Annotated in this window: 17 protein-coding genes; 11 read left to right on the top strand and 6 right to left on the bottom strand. The window is 70.5% G+C overall.

What is annotated here, in order from left to right; translation table 11 throughout:
• The first annotated feature begins 6 nt into the window (after window positions 1–6).
• The 5 genes from treZ (at window position 7) to F4556_RS28470 (ending at window position 7,298) form a co-directional block, all read left to right on the top strand.
• Window positions 7–1,728 carry a malto-oligosyltrehalose trehalohydrolase gene (gene treZ / locus F4556_RS28490; protein WP_184921057.1) on the top strand — a complete coding sequence of 574 codons (1,722 nt, stop codon included), beginning with the start codon at window positions 7–9 and terminating at the stop codon, window positions 1,726–1,728.
• 72 nt (window positions 1,729–1,800) lie between these two features.
• On the top strand, window positions 1,801–2,349 hold the full coding sequence (locus F4556_RS28485; protein WP_184921055.1) for a DUF6939 family protein: 549 nt from the start codon (window positions 1,801–1,803) through the stop codon (window positions 2,347–2,349).
• Window positions 2,350–2,457: 108 nt separating this feature from the next.
• A complete protein-coding gene (locus tag F4556_RS28480) occupies window positions 2,458–3,183 on the top strand; it encodes a WXG100-like domain-containing protein (RefSeq protein WP_184921053.1) in 726 nt (241 codons plus the stop codon).
• Window positions 3,180–6,995, top strand: coding sequence for a DUF6531 domain-containing protein (locus F4556_RS28475; RefSeq protein ID WP_184921046.1), 3,816 nt, complete (start codon window positions 3,180–3,182; stop codon window positions 6,993–6,995). Before F4556_RS28480 ends, F4556_RS28475 begins: the two co-directional genes overlap by 4 nt.
• 3 nt (window positions 6,996–6,998) lie before the next feature.
• The gene (locus tag F4556_RS28470) at window positions 6,999–7,298 is read left to right on the top strand and encodes a hypothetical protein (protein WP_184921037.1); all 300 of its coding nucleotides are present in this window, start codon (window positions 6,999–7,001) and stop codon (window positions 7,296–7,298) included.
• A 78-nt stretch (window positions 7,299–7,376) separates the two neighbouring features.
• On the opposite strand, the gene F4556_RS28465 is transcribed toward F4556_RS28470, so the two are convergent.
• Entirely contained in the window at window positions 7,377–8,273 is an 897-nt protein-coding gene (locus F4556_RS28465) for a transketolase family protein (RefSeq protein ID WP_184921035.1), read from the bottom strand.
• 20 nt (window positions 8,274–8,293) lie between these two features.
• Window positions 8,294–8,998 (bottom strand): thiamine pyrophosphate-binding protein, encoded by a 705-nt coding sequence (locus F4556_RS28460; RefSeq protein ID WP_184921033.1) that lies wholly within the window; start codon window positions 8,996–8,998, stop codon window positions 8,294–8,296.
• Between the two features lie 58 nt (window positions 8,999–9,056).
• Here F4556_RS28460 and soxR point away from each other — a divergent pair, with 58 nt between their 5' ends.
• The 4 genes from soxR (at window position 9,057) to F4556_RS28440 (ending at window position 13,229) form a co-directional block, all read left to right on the top strand.
• A complete protein-coding gene (gene soxR / locus F4556_RS28455; RefSeq protein WP_313068740.1) occupies window positions 9,057–9,545 on the top strand; it encodes a redox-sensitive transcriptional activator SoxR in 489 nt (162 codons plus the stop codon).
• Between the two features lie 69 nt (window positions 9,546–9,614).
• Window positions 9,615–10,469, top strand: a complete 855-nt coding sequence (locus F4556_RS28450) for an SAM-dependent methyltransferase (RefSeq protein WP_184921030.1) — start codon at window positions 9,615–9,617, stop codon at window positions 10,467–10,469.
• A gap of 100 nt (window positions 10,470–10,569) precedes the next feature.
• A complete protein-coding gene (locus F4556_RS28445) occupies window positions 10,570–12,828 on the top strand; it encodes an AbeC-like domain-containing protein (RefSeq protein ID WP_184921028.1) in 2,259 nt (752 codons plus the stop codon).
• A gap of 14 nt (window positions 12,829–12,842) precedes the next feature.
• Window positions 12,843–13,229, top strand: a complete 387-nt coding sequence (locus tag F4556_RS28440; RefSeq protein ID WP_184921026.1) for a DUF5955 family protein — start codon at window positions 12,843–12,845, stop codon at window positions 13,227–13,229.
• Here F4556_RS28440 and coaE read toward each other — a convergent pair.
• Complete coding sequence (gene coaE, locus F4556_RS28435) at window positions 13,226–13,819, bottom strand: dephospho-CoA kinase (RefSeq protein WP_184921024.1); 594 nt, start codon at window positions 13,817–13,819, stop codon at window positions 13,226–13,228. The two genes, F4556_RS28440 and coaE, sit on opposite strands and share 4 nt — an antisense overlap.
• Window positions 13,820–13,823: 4 nt before the next feature.
• Window positions 13,824–14,468, bottom strand: a complete 645-nt coding sequence (locus F4556_RS28430) for an MBL fold metallo-hydrolase (protein ID WP_184921022.1) — start codon at window positions 14,466–14,468, stop codon at window positions 13,824–13,826.
• Between the two features lie 62 nt (window positions 14,469–14,530).
• Here F4556_RS28430 and F4556_RS28425 point away from each other — a divergent pair, with 62 nt between their 5' ends.
• Both F4556_RS28425 and F4556_RS28420 read left to right on the top strand, forming a co-directional pair.
• The gene (locus tag F4556_RS28425) at window positions 14,531–14,947 is read left to right on the top strand and encodes a MarR family winged helix-turn-helix transcriptional regulator (protein ID WP_184921020.1); all 417 of its coding nucleotides are present in this window, start codon (window positions 14,531–14,533) and stop codon (window positions 14,945–14,947) included.
• An 87-nt stretch (window positions 14,948–15,034) separates the two neighbouring features.
• Window positions 15,035–15,187: a hypothetical protein gene (locus F4556_RS28420; RefSeq protein ID WP_184921018.1), complete on the top strand. Its 153-nt coding sequence runs from the start codon at window positions 15,035–15,037 to the stop codon at window positions 15,185–15,187.
• Here F4556_RS28420 and F4556_RS28415 read toward each other — a convergent pair.
• Window positions 15,177–17,408, bottom strand: a complete 2,232-nt coding sequence (locus F4556_RS28415; RefSeq protein ID WP_184921016.1) for an MMPL family transporter — start codon at window positions 17,406–17,408, stop codon at window positions 15,177–15,179. The two genes, F4556_RS28420 and F4556_RS28415, sit on opposite strands and share 11 nt — an antisense overlap.
• Window positions 17,409–17,568: 160 nt before the next feature.
• Window positions 17,569–19,059, bottom strand: coding sequence for a 30S ribosomal protein S1 (rpsA, locus tag F4556_RS28410; RefSeq protein ID WP_184921014.1), 1,491 nt, complete (start codon window positions 19,057–19,059; stop codon window positions 17,569–17,571).
• Window positions 19,060–19,468: the final 409 nt, after the last annotated feature.

Genomic DNA, 19,468 nt, shown 5'->3' with positions numbered 1-19,468 from the left:
GGCAGTGTGACGGAGTACCAGGTCTGGGCCCCCGAGGCGTCCCGGGTCGAGGTGGAGGTGGACGGCTCGGCGCACCCGATGACCCGGCTGCCCGACCGGGACGGCTGGTGGACCGCGGTCGGCCCGAGCGGCGACTACGGCTTCCGGCTGGACGGCGGCCCGCCGCTGCCCGACCCGCGCTCCCCCCGTCAGCCGTACGGCCCGGACGGGCTGAGCCGGCCCGTCGACCACGCCGCCTTCCGCTGGTCCGACACCCCGTGGCAGGGCCGCCCGCTGCCCGGCGCGGTGGTGTACGAGCTGCACATCGGCACCTTCACCCCGGGCGGCACCTTCGAGGCGGCCATCGCCCGGCTCGACCACCTGGTCGAACTGGGCGTGGACTTCGTGGAGTTGCTGCCCGTCTGCCCGTTCCCCGGCCGGCACGGCTGGGGCTACGACGGCGTCTCGCTCTGGGCCGTGCACGAGCCGTACGGCGGCCCGGACGGTCTCAAGCGGTTCGTCGACGCCGCCCACCGCAAGGGCCTCGGCGTGATCCTGGACGTGGTGCACAACCACCTCGGCCCGTCCGGCAACTACCTGCCCGCGTACGGCCCGTACTTCACCGACCGGCACCAGACCCCCTGGGGTTCGGCGGTCAACCTGGACGCCCCCGGCTCCGACCAGGTCAGGGCGTACCTGATCGGCAGCGCGCTCGGCTGGCTGCGCGACTACCGGATCGACGGGCTCCGGCTGGACGCCGTGCACGCGCTGGCGGACGACCGCGCGCTGCACTTCCTGGAGGAACTCTCCACCTCGGTGGACCACTTGGCGGCCGCCACCGGACGGCCGCTGTTCCTGATCGGCGAGTCCGACCTGAACGACCCGCGCACCACCAACCCGCGTCAGGCGGGCGGCCTCGGGCTGACCGCACAGTGGAGCGACGACTTCCACCACGCCCTGCACGTCACGCTGACCGGCGAATCCCAGGGCTACTACGCCGACTTCGCCCGGGAGCCGCTGGCCGGGCTGGCCAAGACCCTCACCAAGGGCTTCTTCCACGACGGCACCTGGTCCTCGTTCCGGGGCCGCGGTCACGGCCGCCCGTTCCCCACCCGGTTCGGCCACCGGCTGCTCGGCTACACCCAGACCCACGACCAGATCGGCAACCGCGCCACCGGTGACCGGCTCGCCGCCACCCTCTCCCCCGGCCGGCTCGCCGCCGGGGCCGCCCTGGTGCTCACCTCGCCGTTCACCCCGATGCTCTTCATGGGCGAGGAGTGGGGCGCCGGGACGCCCTGGCAGTACTTCACCAGCCACCCCGACCCCGCCCTGGCCGAGGCCGTCCGGCAGGGCCGCCGCCGGGAGTTCACCGCCCACGGCTGGTCCGCCGACGCCATCCCCGACCCGCAGGCACCGGCCACCGTGCTCGCCTCCACCCTGGACTGGACCGAACCCACCGCCGCCCCGCACGCCGAACTGCTCGCCTGGTACCGCCGGTTGATCCGCCTGCGCCGCGACCACCCCGCCCTCACCGACCCCGACCTCGCCGAGGTCCGGGTCGACCACGACGAGGCCGCCCGCTGGCTCATCGTCCACCGCGGCCCCTACCGACTGGCCGTCAACCTCGGCCCCGCCGAACAGCTCGTCCCCACCACCTGCACCAGCCTCCTCGCCACCTTCGGCCGGGCCGAAGCGACCGACGACGGCCTCCTGCTCGGCTCCGACTCCACCGCCCTCTTCCGAAGTTGATCGGAAGCCGGAGAATGTCTGTCGCACGAGGCAGACTTGGCATCTTGTGCCACCGAGGAAGAGAGCTGTCCGATGACGATTCGTGTTGCCAGCCGCCGCCGTAGCTTGACCTCACTGACCACCGCGTTCCCCGGCGCGGAGATCATCGATGTGACATCCAAAGCCCCTGACCCGTGGGTGCGGCTGAGCCCGTTCTATCCGCACGGTGGCCTGCCGGTGCCGTACTTCGACGGCGTCACCAGCCAGTCGGTGGAAGGCGTCTGGCAGACCCTCAAGGTCTTCGAACACGCCGACATCGATCTCGGAAAGCTGGAGGTCACCACGATGAAGGGGCTGAAGCGGACGGTACGCCGGTACGGCCCTGTCCAGGGCCACCGGGCCGGCCCGCAGAGTGAGCAGCTGCTGCCGTACGAGACCGCCCGGCGCCGCATCTACCTGCCGACCTACCGCTGGATGCTGGAGCACCGGGCCTCAGACCTGGTCGAACGCCTTCGCGGCATCCCGGACGTGGTCCTCCTCGACTACACCACCAACGGCGACGTGACCGATCCCCGTAGTCCGCTCTCCCACGCGGCGCTCATCCAGCTGTACCTCGAAGGCCGGTGGCCCGAAGAGAACTGACCGGCCGGTCCTTGGTCAGGGTCGGTCAAGTTCGGGCAATGTCCGCTTCCTCCAACGCACTTACGGGCTACGTTCGCCTGCGCATGCGTTCGACGGGGGAGGTTTCGCATGGCTATAGAGCTGCCCGACGAGGTGGTCACGTTCCTCTCGTTCATCGGGATCAACTGGCCCACGGTGAACGAGGACAAGGTCAGGGAATTCGCGTCCCACGTACGAGAGTTCGCTGAAAACGTGGAGGAGTCCCATCGGGACTCGACCGCGACGATCCACGGTCTGGGCGAGGCGTACGAGGGCGCCTCGTACGAGGCGCTGCTGGCCAAGTGGGCGGCGCTGTCGGACAGTCATCTGAACGATCTGGTGCAGGCCTGCCACATGGTGGCCACCGCGTTGGACGTGGCGGCGGACGTGATCGTGGCGATGAAGGTCGAGACGATCGCCGAACTGGTGGTGCTGGCGGCCGCGTTCATCGCGGACCAGGCGGCGGCGGTGGCGACCTTCGGGATCGCGGAGGCGGCGGTGATCCTGATCGAGGAGACCGCGAAGCGGCTGATCAACTTCCTTGAGCAGCAGCTTGAGCAGTACATCATCGCGCAGGTCCTCGAGGCCGCGATCGAGCCGTTGATCGACACGGTGGCGGGGGCGGTGAGCGGCCTGGTCTTCGAAGCCACCGCGAGCGCCCTTGGGGTGGACAGCGGCACGGCCGCCGGCGCCGGGTTCCGGATCGACCCGGACGCGCTGGAGGCGCACGCCCGCACCATGCACGACCACGCCGAGACCGTGGTCGGCCACGCCCAGAACTTCCAGTCCAAGATCGCGGGGGTGAGCTTCGAATGAGCAACCAGATCGTCAAAGCCCTGGAGCACAGCGCCCAGAAGCTCGGCAAGACCCTCGCCGAGGACGCCGGCAAGGCGCTCAAGAACTTCTACCGCAAGGCCGGCGACAACCTGAAGAAGGTCGCCCACAACACCCGCGAGACCGACGCCAAACACGCGGCCGACCTGAAGAAGATGCTGGGCGGCGACCACAAGGGCGTCCCGCACCCCCGGGGTCCCGGTGGCCGGGGCCGACCGGGCAACTCCCACCCCAAGGGCCGCGGCCGCGAGCAGGTCAAGAGCCCCCGCACCGAGGGCCGCCCGCTGGACACCCGCTGCGGCGGCGGCGAGCCGGTCGACATGGCCACCGGACGGATGTACATCGACCAGGTCGACGCCCAACTGCCCGGCTCGCTCCCGCTGCTGTTCACCCGCAGCTTCGACTCCGGCTACACCGCCGGACGCTGGATGGGCGAACGCTGGGTCTGCACCTTCGACGAGCGCCTGGAGGTCGACGTCGAAGGCGTCGTCCACCTGCGCGCAGACCGCATCTCCCAGGCCTACCCGCACCCCGAGCCGGGCGACCCCTCCTTCTCCGGCGCCGGCAGCCGCCGCGAGCTCGACGTCGACCCCGAGACCGGCGACTACACCCTCACCGAACGGTCCACCGGCCTCATACGGGAGTTCACCCTCCAGCCGGACCGCGAGGTAGCTCTGCTGACCCGGGTCCGCGACCGGCACGGCCGACACTACGACCTCGCCTACGACGAGCACGGCGCCCCACTCTCCATCACCCACTCCGGCGGCTACCGCCTCCTGGTCACCGTCGACGCCGACCGCATCACCGCCCTGCGCCTGGCCGGCGCCGGCCAGGACGGCCACGACGCCCTGCTGATGCGCTACGGCTACACCGACGGCCACCTCACCTCGGTCTACAACTCGTCCGGCAAGCCGATGCGCTTCACCAACGACACCACCGGCCGCCTCACCTCCTGGACCGACCGCAACAACTCCCAGTACCTCTACACCTACGACGCCCACGACCGCGTCATCGACGAGGGCGGCGCCGACGGCACCCTGCGCTTCCGCTTCACCTACGGCGACCCCGACCCCACCACCGGCCTCAAGGTCCACACCGAGACCAACGCCCTTGGCCACACCACCACGTACCACGTCAACGAACACGCCCAGATCACCACCCAGACCGACCCACTGGGCAACACCACCCACTTCGAACGCGACGACTACGACCGCCTCCTCACCCAGACCGACCCCCTCGGCCGCACCACCACCTACGAGTACGACGGCGCAGGCGACCTCGTCACCGTCACCCGGCCGGACGGCCTGCAGACCACGATCGGCTACCTCGGCGAACTCTCGCTCCCCACACTCATCACCGAACCAGGCGGCCTCACCTGGCAGCAGACCTACAACGAGGACGGGCTCCGGACCTCCATCACCGATCCCACCGGTGCTGTGACCATCTTCGGCTACGACGACAACGGCCACTTGGCCGCAGCCACCGATCCGTTGGGGAACACCACCCTGGTGCGCTGCGACCCGGCCGGGCTCGCGCTGGAGATGACCGACCCGAACGGGGCGACCACTCGCTACCAGCGCGACGCCTTCGGACGCTGCGCGGCCGTGACCGATCCACTCGGCGCGGTGACGGGGATGACCTGGACAATCGAGGGCCGCCCTGCCGGACGCACTGCTCCCGACGGGACCAGCGAGTCGTGGACGTACGACGGTGAGGGCAACGCGCTGACCCACACCGACCAGCTCGGCCGGGTCAGTTCGTACGAGTACACGCACTTCGAGACCCTGGCCGGCCGCACCGGTCCGGACGGTGCCCGGCTCGCCTTCAGCCACGACGCCGACATGCGGCTGACCATGGTCACCAATGCCCTCGGCCAACAGTGGACCTACACCTATGACGCCGCCGGACGCGTCGTCACAGAGACCGACTTCCACGGCCGCACTCTCACCTACGAGCTCGACGCCGCCGGGCAACTCGTGTCGCACATCGACCCGCTCGGGCAACGAACCAACTACCGTCACGACCTCATGGGCCGCACCGTCGTCAAGGATGCGGCCGGACTTGTGACCACCTTCGCCTATGACGACGCCGACCGACTCGTCCGGGCCTCAAACCCCGATGCCGATGTCATCCGCACCTTCGACCCGCTCGGCAACCTGCTCACCGAGAGCGTCAACGGTCGCACCATCGCCCACTCCCGCGACGCGCTCGGCCGCCGGACCCTGCGCACCACCCCGGCCGGCCACACCAGTGCCCGGACATATGACGCGGCCGGGCACCCGATCACCCTCGCAACTCCCGGGGGGACCCTCGACTTCGCCTTTGACGCAGCGGGACGCGAGCACCGGCGGACCATCGCCGGCCGCCTCACCCTCAACAACTCCTGGGACAGCCGTCACCAGCTAACCGGGCAAGCGCTGGAGACCCACCGTCAGGAGGTGCTGCAGCGCCGCGCGTTCGCCTATGCAGCCGACGGGAGCCTCACGACGGTCGACGACCAGCTCAGCGGCCGCCGGACCTTCGACCTCGACAGCTCAGGACAGGTCACGGCCGTTCATGCCACCACCTGGTCCGAGAGTTACGCCTACGACCTGGCCGGAAATATCACCAGCGCCGACTGGCCTGCCACCGGCGCCACCAAGGCGGCACTCGGCGCCCGCCAGTACGTCGGCAGTCAGCTGAGCACAGCGGGCCGGGTTCGCTACGAGTACGACGCCGCAGGCCGGACCACCCTGCGCCAGGTCACCCGGCTGTCCAAGAAGCCCGATACCTGGCGCTACAGCTGGGACGCCGAGGACCATCTCACCGAGGTCAGCACCCCCGACGGCACCCGTTGGCGTTACCGCTACGACCCCTTCGGTCGGCGAATCGCCAAGCAGCGCCTGGCCGTCGACGGCAGCACGGTCGAGGAGCAGACCGAGTTCACCTGGGATGGCCCCGCCCTCGTCGAGCAGACCACCAGGGCCCCCTATCTGCCGGGACCACACACACTGACCTGGGACTACCACGAGCTCCACCCGCTCACCCAGACCGAGACCATCACCACCGCGGCGTCCGACAGTGGCTCGCAGGAGCAGGTCGACCGACGCTTCTTCGCCATCGTCACCGACCTGGTCGGCACACCGACCGAACTCGTCGATCCGGCCACCGGAACCATCGCCTGGCGGTCCACACCCACCCTGTGGGGGCACACCACCTGGCCCAGCGACAGCAGCACCTATACACCTCTGCGCTTTCCCGGCCAGTACTTCGACCCGGAAACCCGCCTGCACTACAACGTCAATCGCTACTACGACCCCGAGACCGGCCGCTACACCACCCCGGATCCCCTCGGGCTCACCCCTGACCCCAATCCCGACACGTACATCCACAACCCGCATACCTGGACCGACCCCCTAGGGCTCTCCCCGCACCCCGGTCGTCCCACTGGGCCCGATCCCCACGGACATATCGTCTACCGGGCACTTTCCCCTCATGACAACCCCGCGAACGGATTGACAGCCCGCGACCCCAACAATGCGGGAGTGAGGCCACTATCGCATGTCGCCGGAAAGAAACGGTCGCCCTGGATATCCATGACCAAGAATCCCGACATAGCCTTCGACAAGTACGACCAAGGCCACGGGGTGGTCGCCATCGACCTGCGCCGGATGCCCTATCGATATGTGGACATTTCTGATGGCCCCTTCCCATCCAGCAGGCGACACAGCGCCTACGCCCGCAAGGACTCCGAAGTGCTAGCCTGGCAGCACATTCCAGCGGATGCAATTGTCGGACACTGGCCGGGAGCTTGACTGATGGAAGAACTGTTGGAGCTGTTGGACGCAGCTTGGGACGACGAGACGGGTTTTCTCGGGAAACTCCGATCCGGCCAATTCGATCCGGCTGCGGGCGAGGCCTACGTGTCGCTGCTCTCGCGAATTCCGGAGCCCGGGGAGATGATCGACTCCCGACTTGTGCAGCTCATCTGGTTCGCCCCGCTGTTCATGGAGTGGCAGACGGAAAGGGCCGCCGAGAGCGAGGAAGAGTCCCGGCAGCTCACCCGGATCGCCACCCAGGTGCAGGAAGCGATCGAGGGCATCCTCGGAGTGCCGTAAGCCTTCTCGGCTGCCCCCTGGGCCCGGTGGCACCCTCCGCGTGGAGGCCCACCGGTCCCGCCGGCCCCCGCCCGGGCCTCACCACAGGTACGAGGCGATCCGCTCCCGCAGCCCGGCCGCGTCCAGGCCGTAGGCGGTCAGGTGCTCGGCGATGGAGCCGTACTGCCGGTGCTCCTCCTTCGGGACGCCGAGGCCGAGCACCCGGTGCGGCAGGTCGTTCAGCGCCTCGTTGACCTCGCCGACCGAGGTGCCCGCGAGGTAGGGCTCGACCAGCACCACGCTCGCCGGGCCGTCCCCGACGGCCACCCGCAGACCGTCGCGGTCGAACGGGCGGACCGTGGCCGCGTACTGCACCGTCACGTCCAGCCCCTCGGTGGCCGCCAGCACGGCGTCGAGCATCGGGCCGACCGCGAGCACCACGCCGCGCCCACCCTGACGGATCGTCAGGAACCTTCCCGGCGCGACCGGCTGAGCGTTCGCGTTCTGATGCGCCGACAGCCGGACGTACGCCTTCTCGTCGCCGTCCGCGACCGCGTGCCGCAGCAGCCGCTCGGCCTCGTCCGGGTGCCCGGGCACGTGCACCGTCCAGCCGGGCAGGGTGTCCAGCAGCGCCACGTCCCCGGGCGCCATGTGGGTACGGCCACCGGCCGGCCAGTCGTACGAACCGGCCGCGCTGACCAGCACCGCGCCGACGCCCTGGTGGCCGAGGTCCAACTTGACCTGCTCGAAGGGGCGTTCCACCAGGAAGCTGGCGAAGGTGTGGGCGATCGGCCGCAGCCCGGCCAGCGCCAGGCCGCCGGCCACGCCGATCAGCAGCTGCTCGCGGATCCCGACGTTGATCACCCGGTCGGGGTGCTCGGTCCGGGCGGCCCGGAAGGCGTCGGTCCCGATGTCGGCCAGCACGACGGCCAACCTCGGGTCCTGGTCCAGCAGTTCGGTGCTGACGGTCGCGAAACGCTCACGCATGGTGTCCATGATGTGGTGACTCCCCCTCTTCAGTACTTGGACTCGACCTGGGCGACCACGACGTGCGGCCGGCCCTCGTGCGGCGTGGTGAACGCCCGGTACAGCGCCTCGTGGTCCCGGCCGTCCACCGTGACGGCCGACCAGCCCGCGCCCTCGAACCGGGCCGCGATCCCGCCCTGCCAGCCCAGGCTGGCCGAGGAGTTGTCGATCACCACGGTGTGCAGCCGGTCGAGACCGTAGGCCCCGGCGAAGGCGACCGCCTCGTGGTTGCTGCCCTCGTCGAACTCGGCGTCCCCGATCAGCACCCAGACCGCCGGGTCCAGCAGGCCCTGGGCGCGCAGTCCGAGCGCGGTGCCGACCGCCAGCGGGAGGCCGTGGCCGAGCGAACCCGAGCCGATCTCGGCCCCGGGCACCAGCAGCCGGTCCGGGTGGTGGCCGAGCGGCGAGTCGTACCCGCCGAAGCTCGGCAGCACCGCCGGGTCGAGGAAGCCCTTGGCCGCCAGCACCGCGTAGTACGCCATCGGGCCATGGCCCTTGGAGAGCAGGAAGCGGTCCCGGTCGGCGGCCGTGAAGCTCTCCGGCCCGACCCGGAGCACCCGGTCGTAGAGCACCCAGAGCGCGTCCAGGGTGGAGGTGGCGGCGGGGCCGTGCTTCTCGTCGCCGGTCATCAGGGCCATCAGGGAGGCCAGGTCGTCGAAGCCGTACTGCTGCGGGATGGTCGCTGCGGTGGTCATGGATGAGATCGTGCAACTTGAAGTCGACTTCAAGTCAAGCCCGGTATCGTTCCTGCCCGTGACTCTCTCCCGACACGACCTGCTCACCATCGGCCAGCTCGCCGAGCGCAGCGGGATGGCCACCTCCGCGCTGCGCTACTACGAGAAGCTCGGGCTGCTGCGGTCCGAGCGGACGGCCGGCGGCCAACGCCGGTACTCCCGCGCCACGCTGCGCCGGGTCGCCTTCATCCGGGCCGCGCAGCGGGTCGGCCTCTCCCTCGACGAGGCCGGGACCGCACTCGACCGCCTGCCCGGCGACCGCGCGCCGAGCAGCCAGGAGTGGAGCGCGGTGGCCGAGTCCTGGCAGTCCAGGATCGACCAGCAGATCGCCGAGCTGGAGCAGCTCAAACGCAAGCTCACCGGCTGCATCGGCTGCGGCTGCCTGTCCCTCGCGCGCTGCGCGCTCTACAACGCGGACGACCGCGCCGGGGCCACCGGACCCGGCGCCCGCTATCTGCTCACCCGCGATCCGGCCGGAGGTCCGGAGCCGCACACCACCGACCTCTGATCCATCTATGCTGCCTTCGAACACACCACGGCACCCGGCCGACTCGAACAGCCACGGGGGAGAACAGACATGACCGAGCATCAGGACGTCTCGCTGGACTGGATGTCGGGTGACCAGGACGAACTCCGCCCGCCCACCGACCTGCGCCCTGAGGTGCCGCACCCCGCTCGGATGTACGACTACTACCTGGGCGGCAAGGACAACTTCCCGGCCGACCGGGAGGCCGCCGAGAAGGTGCTCTCGCTCAGCCCGCTGGTCCGGATCAGCGCGCTCGCCAACCGCTCCTTCCTGCAGCGCGCCGTCCGCAGACTGGCCGCCGAGTACGGCATCCGGCAGTTCCTGGACATCGGCACCGGCATCCCGACCGCGGGCAACACCCACGAGATCGCGCAGCAGGTGATACCCGACGCCAAGGTCGCCTACCTCGACAACGACCCGATCGTGCTGGTGCACAGCCGCGCGCTGCTGGCCGGTGCCGGTGTCGGCAACGCCTCGGTGGTCCAGGCCGACCTGCGCGACCCGAAGGCGATCCTGGACAACCCCGAGGTCCGCAAGGTGATCGACCTCGGCGAGCCGGTCGCGCTGCTGCTCTTCGCCGTGCTGCACTTCATCGACGACGCCGACGACCCGTGGGGCATCGTCCGCACCCTGGTCGACGCGCTCCCCTCCGGCAGCTTCCTGGCCATCTCGCACGGCACCGGCGACTTCTCCACCCCCGAGGCGGCCGCCAAGGGCCCCGCCATCTACAAGAGCGCGACCGCCCAGCTCAGCATGCGCCCCAAGGCCGAGGTGCTGCGCTTCTTCGACGGTCTCGAGCTGCTCGAACCCGGCCTGGTCACCGCCCCCACCTGGCACCCGGACCAGCCGCCGGCCGACACCGACGCCACCACCGGCATCTGGGCCGGGGTCGCCCGCAAGCCCTGATCCTCCGTCATATGCCTGACAGCGACCCCCTGGCGGCGTAGGGTGCTCGGCACCGGACGCGCTGGGGGGTGCGATGGAACTGGGGCGCAGCGTAACGCAGTTGGCCCGACGTCGACTGCTGGCGGTCTGCCTGGCACTGGTCGTGCTGGGCAGCCCGTGGGTCCAGGAGTTGCTCCGTCGGGACTTGTCGCAGAACTTCGCGCTCGACCTGCTGTGGAGTCAGCTCCAGGCGGCGAACTGGTGGACCTCGACCGGCGACATGGCCTGGGCGTGGAGCCAACTGACCAGCACCCTGGTCCTGCTGGCCACCCTGCTCCTGACGGTTCCCCGGTTCGTACCGCTGCGCCAAGGGGTCCCCGCCCTCCTGGTCGGGTGCGTCGGCAGCGGCGGCCTGGCGGGCTTCCTGTCCGCCCTTCCGATCCTCGTCATGCTCTGGCTGAGCGACCGGTGGAGCAGTCTCGTGATCGGCGGGATGTTCGGGGATCCGGTGACCGCCGGCATGGTCTTCGGCCAGTTCGTCGGCCTGCTGCTCGCCCTCGCCCTGCTCTCCCTGGCAACCCGGCCGGAGGGCGCCCCGACGGCCCCCCGGCGCCCCGCCCGCAAGCGTGATCGGAGCACCGTCATGGCCGAGTACCAGCGACCGAACTCCACCCCGCTGGGCAGCGTGCCGGGCGATGTGACCAGGTACCTCAGTGCGGCTGCCTACACCGATCCGGCGTTCGCCCGTCTGGTGGTCGAGCACCTGGTCGCCGACGAGTTCGGTGCCGTCGCCACCTCACCGGGCCTCGACCTGGTCCCGGTGGCCCGGCACAGCCTGGCGGCCCGCGCCCTGCGCCGGCGCCGCGACCTGGCACTCGCCGCCGTGTTCGGCGTACTGCTGCTGGCCGCGCCGCTCTGGCTGCTGCCCGCCTGGATCGGGCTCCGACTGCTCGCCCTGGCTGCCCGCGACGGCCGCGGCGACCAGGCGGCCCGCGGCCGCAGCCAGGCCACCGCACCAGGCGTGCCGGGCCGGCTGATCGGCGCCGCGACGACGCTCGTCGGCCTGTGGTTCGCGCTGGCCGTCGGCCTGACCGCGCTCTCTCCCCCGGGCCTCTGGTCCTGGCTGCTCGGCAGTTACCTGTACGCCGTCCCGGCCGTCGCGCTCACCCTGCTCGCGCTGGTGGCGGCCTACCTGCTGACGGTTCGTCACGCTCTGGAGGTCGACGCCCGGCTACGCGGACAGCTCCGCCGCGAGGTGTTCCGCTCCGACGCCCCGGTCTCACCGGCCGGCCCGAACTGGGTGCCGGAGCGGCTTCGCACCATCGCCCAGGCACAGCGGGGCAACCTCACCGTGTACAGCGGCTTCAACCCGTTCATCGGTTTCGCCGGTTCCCACAAGGACTGGAAGCTCGCGGTGCCGCTGTTGCCACCGGTCGTCCTGGGCCACAGTGCGGGCCCGGTGTCCGAATTCGACGTCTGGGACGTGCTGACCGAAGTCCGACGGCGCCTGCGCGACACCTCCGCCCGGCACAGCACCGACCGACCGGCGGGCCACGACGCCGACCTCTCCGACCTGATCCTGAAGGACCGGGTCTTCGCCAACGGCGCGGCCCTCGTGGGGGACAGCGACATCCTCGCCGAGGACCGGCTCTCCCCGGCCGTGGAACTGACGCCGGAGCAGGTCCGGCGGATCGCGCTCAACCCCGACGGTGTGGTCCGGCACTATCTGGGCGCCCATCTTCCGCTCTGGGGCGACGACGTGGTGCCGAGCATGTTCCTGCACATGTCCACCAACGGGAAGACCCTGCACATCCAGGCCGAACTGCGCATCCTCGCGCCGGTGCAGGCCGACTACCACGCGATCGACCAGCTGCCCGGCACCCTCACCACCGGCCGGCTCGGGGTCCTTCGCCTCGCCGCGCTGGAGCAGACCGGCCGGGCACTCTTCCGGGCCCCCAGGGAATCCCTGGACCACGCGGCCTTCGGACGCCGACGCCGCCGTCGGCAGCTGCGCGAACTGGTGGCGATCGAGGAGGACCCGACCTTCGACTACGGGGCCCAGCTGAGCATCCGCGAGCACGCCAGCGACGGCCACTACCAGAACTACTTCCAACGGGTCGATTCCGACCGGGCGTTCGCCACCCTCACCGAGCACACGCTGGCCGCGATCCGGGAGTTCCTGGAGGCCCACGGTGTGGACACCGCCGACCTCCGCAAGCAGCAGCAGTCCATCCTCAACCACGGCGTCATCCAGCAGGGCGGCATCAGCGTGGTCGGCAACCAGGCGGTCGGCCAGTACGCCACCGCGACCGGCACACCCGGCGTCCCCCAGCAGAGCGGTGCGTCCGCACCCACCCCGGCGCCTGCCAAGACCCTGTGACGGAAGGACCGTTGATGTCGAACGAACCGGTGACCAACCACGGCGTCCAGCAGTTCGGCGGCCACAGCCAGGTCGGCAACCAGGCGATCGGCCAGCACGCCCGCGCGGTCAGCGGCCCGGTCGGCTTCCAGAACCTGGCGGTCGACCATCGGGCGCTGGCCGTCGAACTGCTCGCCACCGTTGAGCGGTTGCTCGCCGAGCACCGGTCCGAGCTCCCCGACGGCGACACCCCGCAGCTCGAAGTACGCCGCCTGCGCGAGGAGTTGGCCGAGCAGCGCCCCGAGCCCGGTGTGCTGCGCCGCGCCCTGGACCGGCTGACCGCGATCGCCGCCCCGATCGCCCCGCTGGCCGTCGCGGTCGCCGAACTGACCGGCGCCGTCCAGGGCATCCTCGGAAACTAGACCCGCTTCTGCAAGGTCTCCCACAACTCCTGCACCCGGGGCGCCAGTTCGGCCAGCGTGCCGCTGTTGTCGATCACCAGGTCGGCGATCGCCAGCCGGGTCTGCCGGTCGGCCTGGGCGGCCATCCGGGCCCGGGCCTCGGCCTCGGTCATGCCGCGCAGCCGGACCAGCCGGTCGATCCGGACCTCGTCGCTCGCGTCCACCACGACCACCTGGTCGTAGAGCGGCGCGAGCCCGTTCTCGGCGAGCAGCGGGACGTCGTGCACCACCACGTCCCGCTCGCCCGCCGCGGCCTCCAGTTCGGCGGAGCGGGCCCGGACCAGCGGGTGCACGATCGCGTTCAGCGCCGCCAGCCGCTCCGGGTCGGCGAAGACCAGCGCACCGAGCGCGGGCCGGTCCAGCGAACCGTCGGCCCGCAGCACCGAGGGGCCGAACTCGGCCACCACGGCGCGCAGTCCGTCCGTCCCCGGCGCGACCACCTCACGGGCGATCAGGTCGGAGTCCACGATCAGCGCGCCCAGCGCGGCCAGTTGCCCGGAGACCTCGCTCTTGCCCGCGCCGATCCCGCCCGTAAGTCCGATCCTCAGCATGGCGTCAGGCTACCGCCCCGTCGAGATCGAGCTGCTCGCCGGGCTTCGGCTGCCCGAACTCCACCCCGGACGTCCCGCCGATCAGCCGCCCGTGCACGGCCTGCCCGGCCTCGCTGAGCACCGCCTCGTGCACGGCGAGCGCCCGCCGGGGCGCGGCCTCGCGGACGTAGTCGATCAGGTCGGCGACCCGCGCCCAGGGTGCGGCCAGCGGGAGCAGCAGCGTCTCCACCGGCTGCGGCGGCAGGGTCAGCGCGTCGCCGGGGTGGAACAGCCGGCCGTCCAGCAGGAAGCCGATGTTGCCCACCCGGGGGATGTCCGGGTGGATGACGGCGTGCCACTCGCCGTGCACGCTGACGTCCAGACCGTTGACCTCGAAAGCATCGCCCTCCCCCACCACCTTGACCCGGCTGCCCAGCCCGGTCAGCTGCCGGGCGACCGAGCCGTTGGTCCAGATCCGCAGCCCGGGGTCGGCCTCGGCGGCCGCGCGCAGGCGGTCCTCCACGAAGTGGTCGAAGTGCTCATGGGTGATCAGCACCGCGTCGGCACCCCGCAGGGCGTCCTCCTCGGTGAACGCTCCGGGGTCGATGACCACGGTGGCCCGCTCGGTCTCGACGCGTACGCAGGCATGTCCGAACTTGGTGAGTCGCATACCGGAAACACTACAGCAGGACTGTACAGTTCTGCTGTACAGAATCCGGATAGACTGCTCCCATGGAGAACCTCGACCCCCTGGAGCTCGCCGCCGAGCTGCGCACCACCATCGGCACCCTGGTCCGCCATCTGCGGGTCGGCGACGAGCTGCCGCAGAACCAGGCCGCCGTCCTCGGCTGGCTGGTCCGCGAGGGCCCGCACACCACCGCCGAGCTGGCGGATCGTCAGCGCGTCCGGCACCAGTCGATGGCCCGCACCGTCGCCCTGCTCACCGGGGCCGGGCTGGTCGAGCCGCAGCGGCACGCCACCGACGGCCGCAAGGTGCTGCACGCCGCCACCGCCGAGGGCACCGCCGCCCTGCACGCCCAGCGCAGCCGCCGCGAAGGGGACCTGGCGGCCGCCATCGCGGACCGGCTCACCCCGGCCGAGCAGCACCGGCTGCGGGACGGCATCGCGCTGCTCGCCAAGCTCGGCTGATCCGCCGTTCGGATGACCCGGCCATGCCTTCCCCCCGCCGGACGCGTTGAGCAGGTCGCTCCGTACCGCCGCGAAGGGATGCCCGTCATGAAGCTCACCAAGACCAGGCTCGCCGTCCTGCTGATCACCGCCGCCGGCGGTCTGCTGCTGGCCGGCGCAGGTCCGGCCGCCGCCTGCGACGCGCTCGGCGGGCTGTCCGCGCTCAGCGGCGACTTCGGCAACAGCTGCCTCAGCCGCTGACCCCCGCGGGTTCCCGCTCCACCGGCTCCAGCTCCACCGAAGGGCGCTGCACCGGCAGCACCGCCGCCGGGATCGGCGGCAGCGCGACGTGCTCGGTCAGCCCGATCCGCCGGTGCAGCCGCCGCAGTGGCGCGGGCGCCCACCAGTTGAACTCGCCGAACAGCGTCATCGCGGCCGGCACCAGCAGACAGCGCACCAGCGTCGCGTCCACCGCGACGGCCACCGCCAGCGCCACGCCCATCTCCTTGACCATCAGCATCTGCCCGGCCGCGAACCCGGCGAAGACGATCACCATCAGCAGCCCGGCCGAGGTGATGATCCGTCCGCTCCGCTGCAGCCCGAGCTCCACCGAGCGGGCACAGCTGTACCCCTCGTCCCGGAGTTCCTTGATCCGGGCCAGCAGGAAGACCTCGTAGTCCATCGAGAGGCCGAAGGCGAAGGCGAAGACCAGCACGGGTATGAAGGTCTCAAGACCGCCGTTCGGGGTGAACCCCAGCAGCCCGCTGAAGTACCCGTGCTGGAACACCAGGGTCAGCGCGCCGAGCGAGGCCCCCAGCGAGAGCACGTTCATCAGCAGCGCCTTGACCGGCATCACCACCGAGCCGGTCATCAGGAACAGCAGCACCAGCGTGCCGACCGCGACCAGCCCCAGCGCCCAGGGCCCCCGGGTGGCGATCTCGTGCTGGAAGTCGACCACCGAGGCGGCGTCCCCCGTCACGTACGTGGTCAGCCCGCCCCGCTGGTCGCGGAGCTCGCCGACCACGGCCTTGGCCCCGCTGCCCTGCGGGTCACCGGCGACCAGCACCTCGACCGTGCTCAGCTCCGGGGAGACCGGCGTGACGGCCCGTACGCCGGTCACGCCGGGCAGCTTCGAAACCACCTGATCGGCGTACTGCTGCGCGGCCGCCTGGCCGCCCTCGACCACCACGGTGACCGGGGCGGGGGCCAGCTGCGGGAACCGCTGTTCGATGGTCTCGGCCACCTGACGGCCCGCCGAGGAGGTGGGCAGCACGCCGGCGCCGGAGCTGCGCCAGTCCGAGCTGAGGAACGGGGCGCCGGCCGCCATCAGCAGCGCGACGCAGATCAGCACCACCGGCACCGCGCGGCGCTGCACCCGGCGTACCGTCCGGGCGAAGAAGCCCTCGTCCGAGACCGGTCCGCTGGGTGTCCTGACCCGGTGTCCGACGAAGCCGAGCAGCGCGGGGATCAGGGTGAGCGCCGCCGCGACGGCGATCACCACCACGCTCACGCCGGCCACCGCGACCGCCCGGAAGACCGGGCTGGTGAAGACGAAGAGTCCGGAGAGCGCGACGGCGACGGTCAGTCCGGAGAAGGCGACCGTCCGGCCCGCCGTGGCGGCGGTCCGCTCCACGGCGGCCGCGATCGCGGCCCCGTGCCCGCGTTCCTCGCGGAACCGGTTGACCATCAGCAGCGCGTAGTCGATGGAGAGTCCGAGGCCGAGCACGGTGGCGATCGGCAGCACGCTGGTGTCGATGTCCATCAGCCGGCTGAAGCCGAACATCGCCAGCAGGGCCCCGCCGACCGAGGCGACCGCCCCGATCACCGGCAGGCTCGCGGCGGCGAAGCCACCGAAGACCAGCACCATCACCAGCAGGGTCAGCGGCAGCGTGACGATCTCACCGAAGCGGGTGTCCCGCTCGGTCTGGTCCTTGACCTCCTGCTGGATCACCAGGTCCCCGCCGACGGTCACGTGGGTGCCGGGGGCGCCGATCGCGGCCAGCTCGGCCGTCACGGCCTTCAGCTGCGCGTCGGTGCTGCCGTCCGCCATCCGCACCGAGACCAGACCGGCGTTCCCGTCAGTGGAGGTGAGCGCGCCACCGGTGCCGTACGGGTCGGAGACCGAGGTCACCCCGGGCAGCGCGCCGATCTCGGCGGTGGCGGCCGTCACGGCGGCCTTGACCGCCGGATCGCTCACCGGCGCACCGTCCACCACCGCGGTCACGGTGCCCCTGGCCGGGTCGGCGGCGGCCACCGCGGCGGTGCCGGCGGCCGATTCCGAGCCGCCCGCCGAGGTGGTCGAGACACTGCTGTCGAACACCCGCCCGCCGATCAGCACACCCAGCAGCAGCACCACGGCCCACAGGCCGAGCACCCAGCGCCGGTGGCGATGGCAGAACCGGCCGAGGGCCGCGAGCCGCCCGCCGACCTGAGGTCCGGCGGGCTGCGAGGTGGGGGGTGCCGCAGTAAGGGAGGTGCGCATATGTGCGTGGCCTTTCGGGCAGTTCCCCTCAAAGCTAGGCGTAAACGCACCAATGCCCTATACCTCGGGCCGGAGTTCCATCTCACACGAACGAACCCCCCGTCCCGGGAACCGGGACGGGGGGTTCGTCAGTGACTAACCCTCAGTGATGAGGATGAGATCAGCTCTGGCCACCGGCCAGCTTCTCGCGCAGCGCGGCGAGCGCCTCGTCCGAAGCGAGAGCGCCGGAGCCCTCGTCGCTGCTGGAGGAGTACGAGCCACCGGCGGCGGCGACAACGGCCTCGCCACTCTCGGCAGCGGCCTCGGCATCGGCCTCACGGCTCTTGATGACCTGGGCCTGGTGCTGCTCGAAGCGGGTCTGCGCCTCGGCGTACTGGCGCTCCCACTCCTCACGCTGCTTCTCGAAGCCGGGCAGCCAGTCGTTCGCCTCGGGGTCGAAGCCCTCCGGGTAGATGTAGTTGCCGGCGTCGTCGTACGAGGCAGCCATGCCGTACAGGGTCGGGTCGAACTCGACCGTGGCCGGGTCGGCACCGAGCGACTCGTTGGCCTGCTTCAGCGAGAGGCTGATGCGGCGGCGCTCGAGGTCGATGTCGATGACCTTGACGAAGATCTCGTCGCCGACCTGGACGACCTGCTCCGGGATCTCCACGTGGCGCTCGGCCAGCTCGGAGATGTGGACCAGGCCCTCGATGCCCTCGTCGACGCGCACGAACGCACCGAACGGAACGAGCTTGGTGACCTTACCGGGGACGACCTGACCGATCTGGTGCGTCCGGGCGAACTGCTGCCACGGGTCCTCCTGGGTCGCCTTCAGCGACAGGGAGACGCGCTCGCGGTCCATGTCAACGTCGAGAACCTCGACGGTGACCTCCTGGCCGACCTCGACAACCTCGGACGGGTGGTCGATGTGCTTCCAGGACAGCTCGGAGACGTGCACCAGGCCGTCGACGCCACCCAGGTCCACGAAGGCACCGAAGTTGACGATCGAGGAGACGACGCCGGAGCGCACCTGACCCTTCTGGAGGGTGGTGAGGAAGGTCTGGCGGACCTCGCTCTGGGTCTGCTCCAGCCAGGCACGGCGGGACAGGACCACGTTGTTGCGGTTCTTGTCCAGCTCGATGATCTTGGCCTCGAGCTCCTTGCCCACGTAGGGCTGGAGGTCGCGGACGCGGCGCATCTCGACGAGCGAAGCCGGCAGGAAGCCACGGAGGCCGATGTCGAGGATGAGACCACCCTTGACGACCTCGATGACGGTACCGGTGACGATCCCGTCCTCTTCCTTGATCTTCTCGATCGTGCCCCAGGCGCGCTCGTACTGAGCCCGCTTCTTGGACAGGATCAGACGACCCTCCTTGTCCTCCTTCTGGAGAACCAGGGCCTCGATCTCGTCGCCGACCTTGACGACCTCGTGCGGGTCAACGTCGTGCTTGATCGAAAGCTCACGGGAGGGGATGACACCCTCGGTCTTGTAACCGATGTCGAGGAGAACCTCGTCACGGTCGACCTTCACGATGATGCCCTCGACGATGTCGCCATCGTTGAAGTACTTGATGGTCTCGTCGATCGCCGCGAGGAACGCTTCCGCGTCGCCGATGTCGTTGATCGCGACCTGCGGGGTGGTGCTGACAGAGGTGTCGGTGGGGCTCGTCATTAGGAAAAGGGCTCCGGTACGGACAAGAAGTCGTAGGTAATGCCACGCGGAGGGCCCGTATCGCTCCCACCGAAAGCCGGACAGCCAAGAACACGGCCCACCATTCCGGTTACCCAGAAGGTGTCCGTCTTGCGACCGTGGGGTCTTCGACAGATGCGAGCGCGACCTGCTCCGTCCGAGGCGCGCAGGCCCGCAGCGCAACTTGTAGCATACGGGTCCAGCCCGGCACGGTCAACGCCGAAGAGGGCGAGACGGTGGAGGTCGGGATGGATCAGGCCATATCCTCCGATTGCGCATCTCACGATGGCAGCCGCAGGGGCCTCTCCCCGGATGTCACGGTCACGACCCGGTACCTTGCGGCTCCGGTTTCGTGACAGCAGCGCTTCCGCAGTCCATACCCTACGCGACG

The organism is Kitasatospora gansuensis (assembly GCF_014203705.1).
Lineage (GTDB): Bacteria > Actinomycetota > Actinomycetes > Streptomycetales > Streptomycetaceae > Kitasatospora > Kitasatospora gansuensis.
This window is presented reverse-complemented; position numbering and strand designations above follow the sequence as displayed.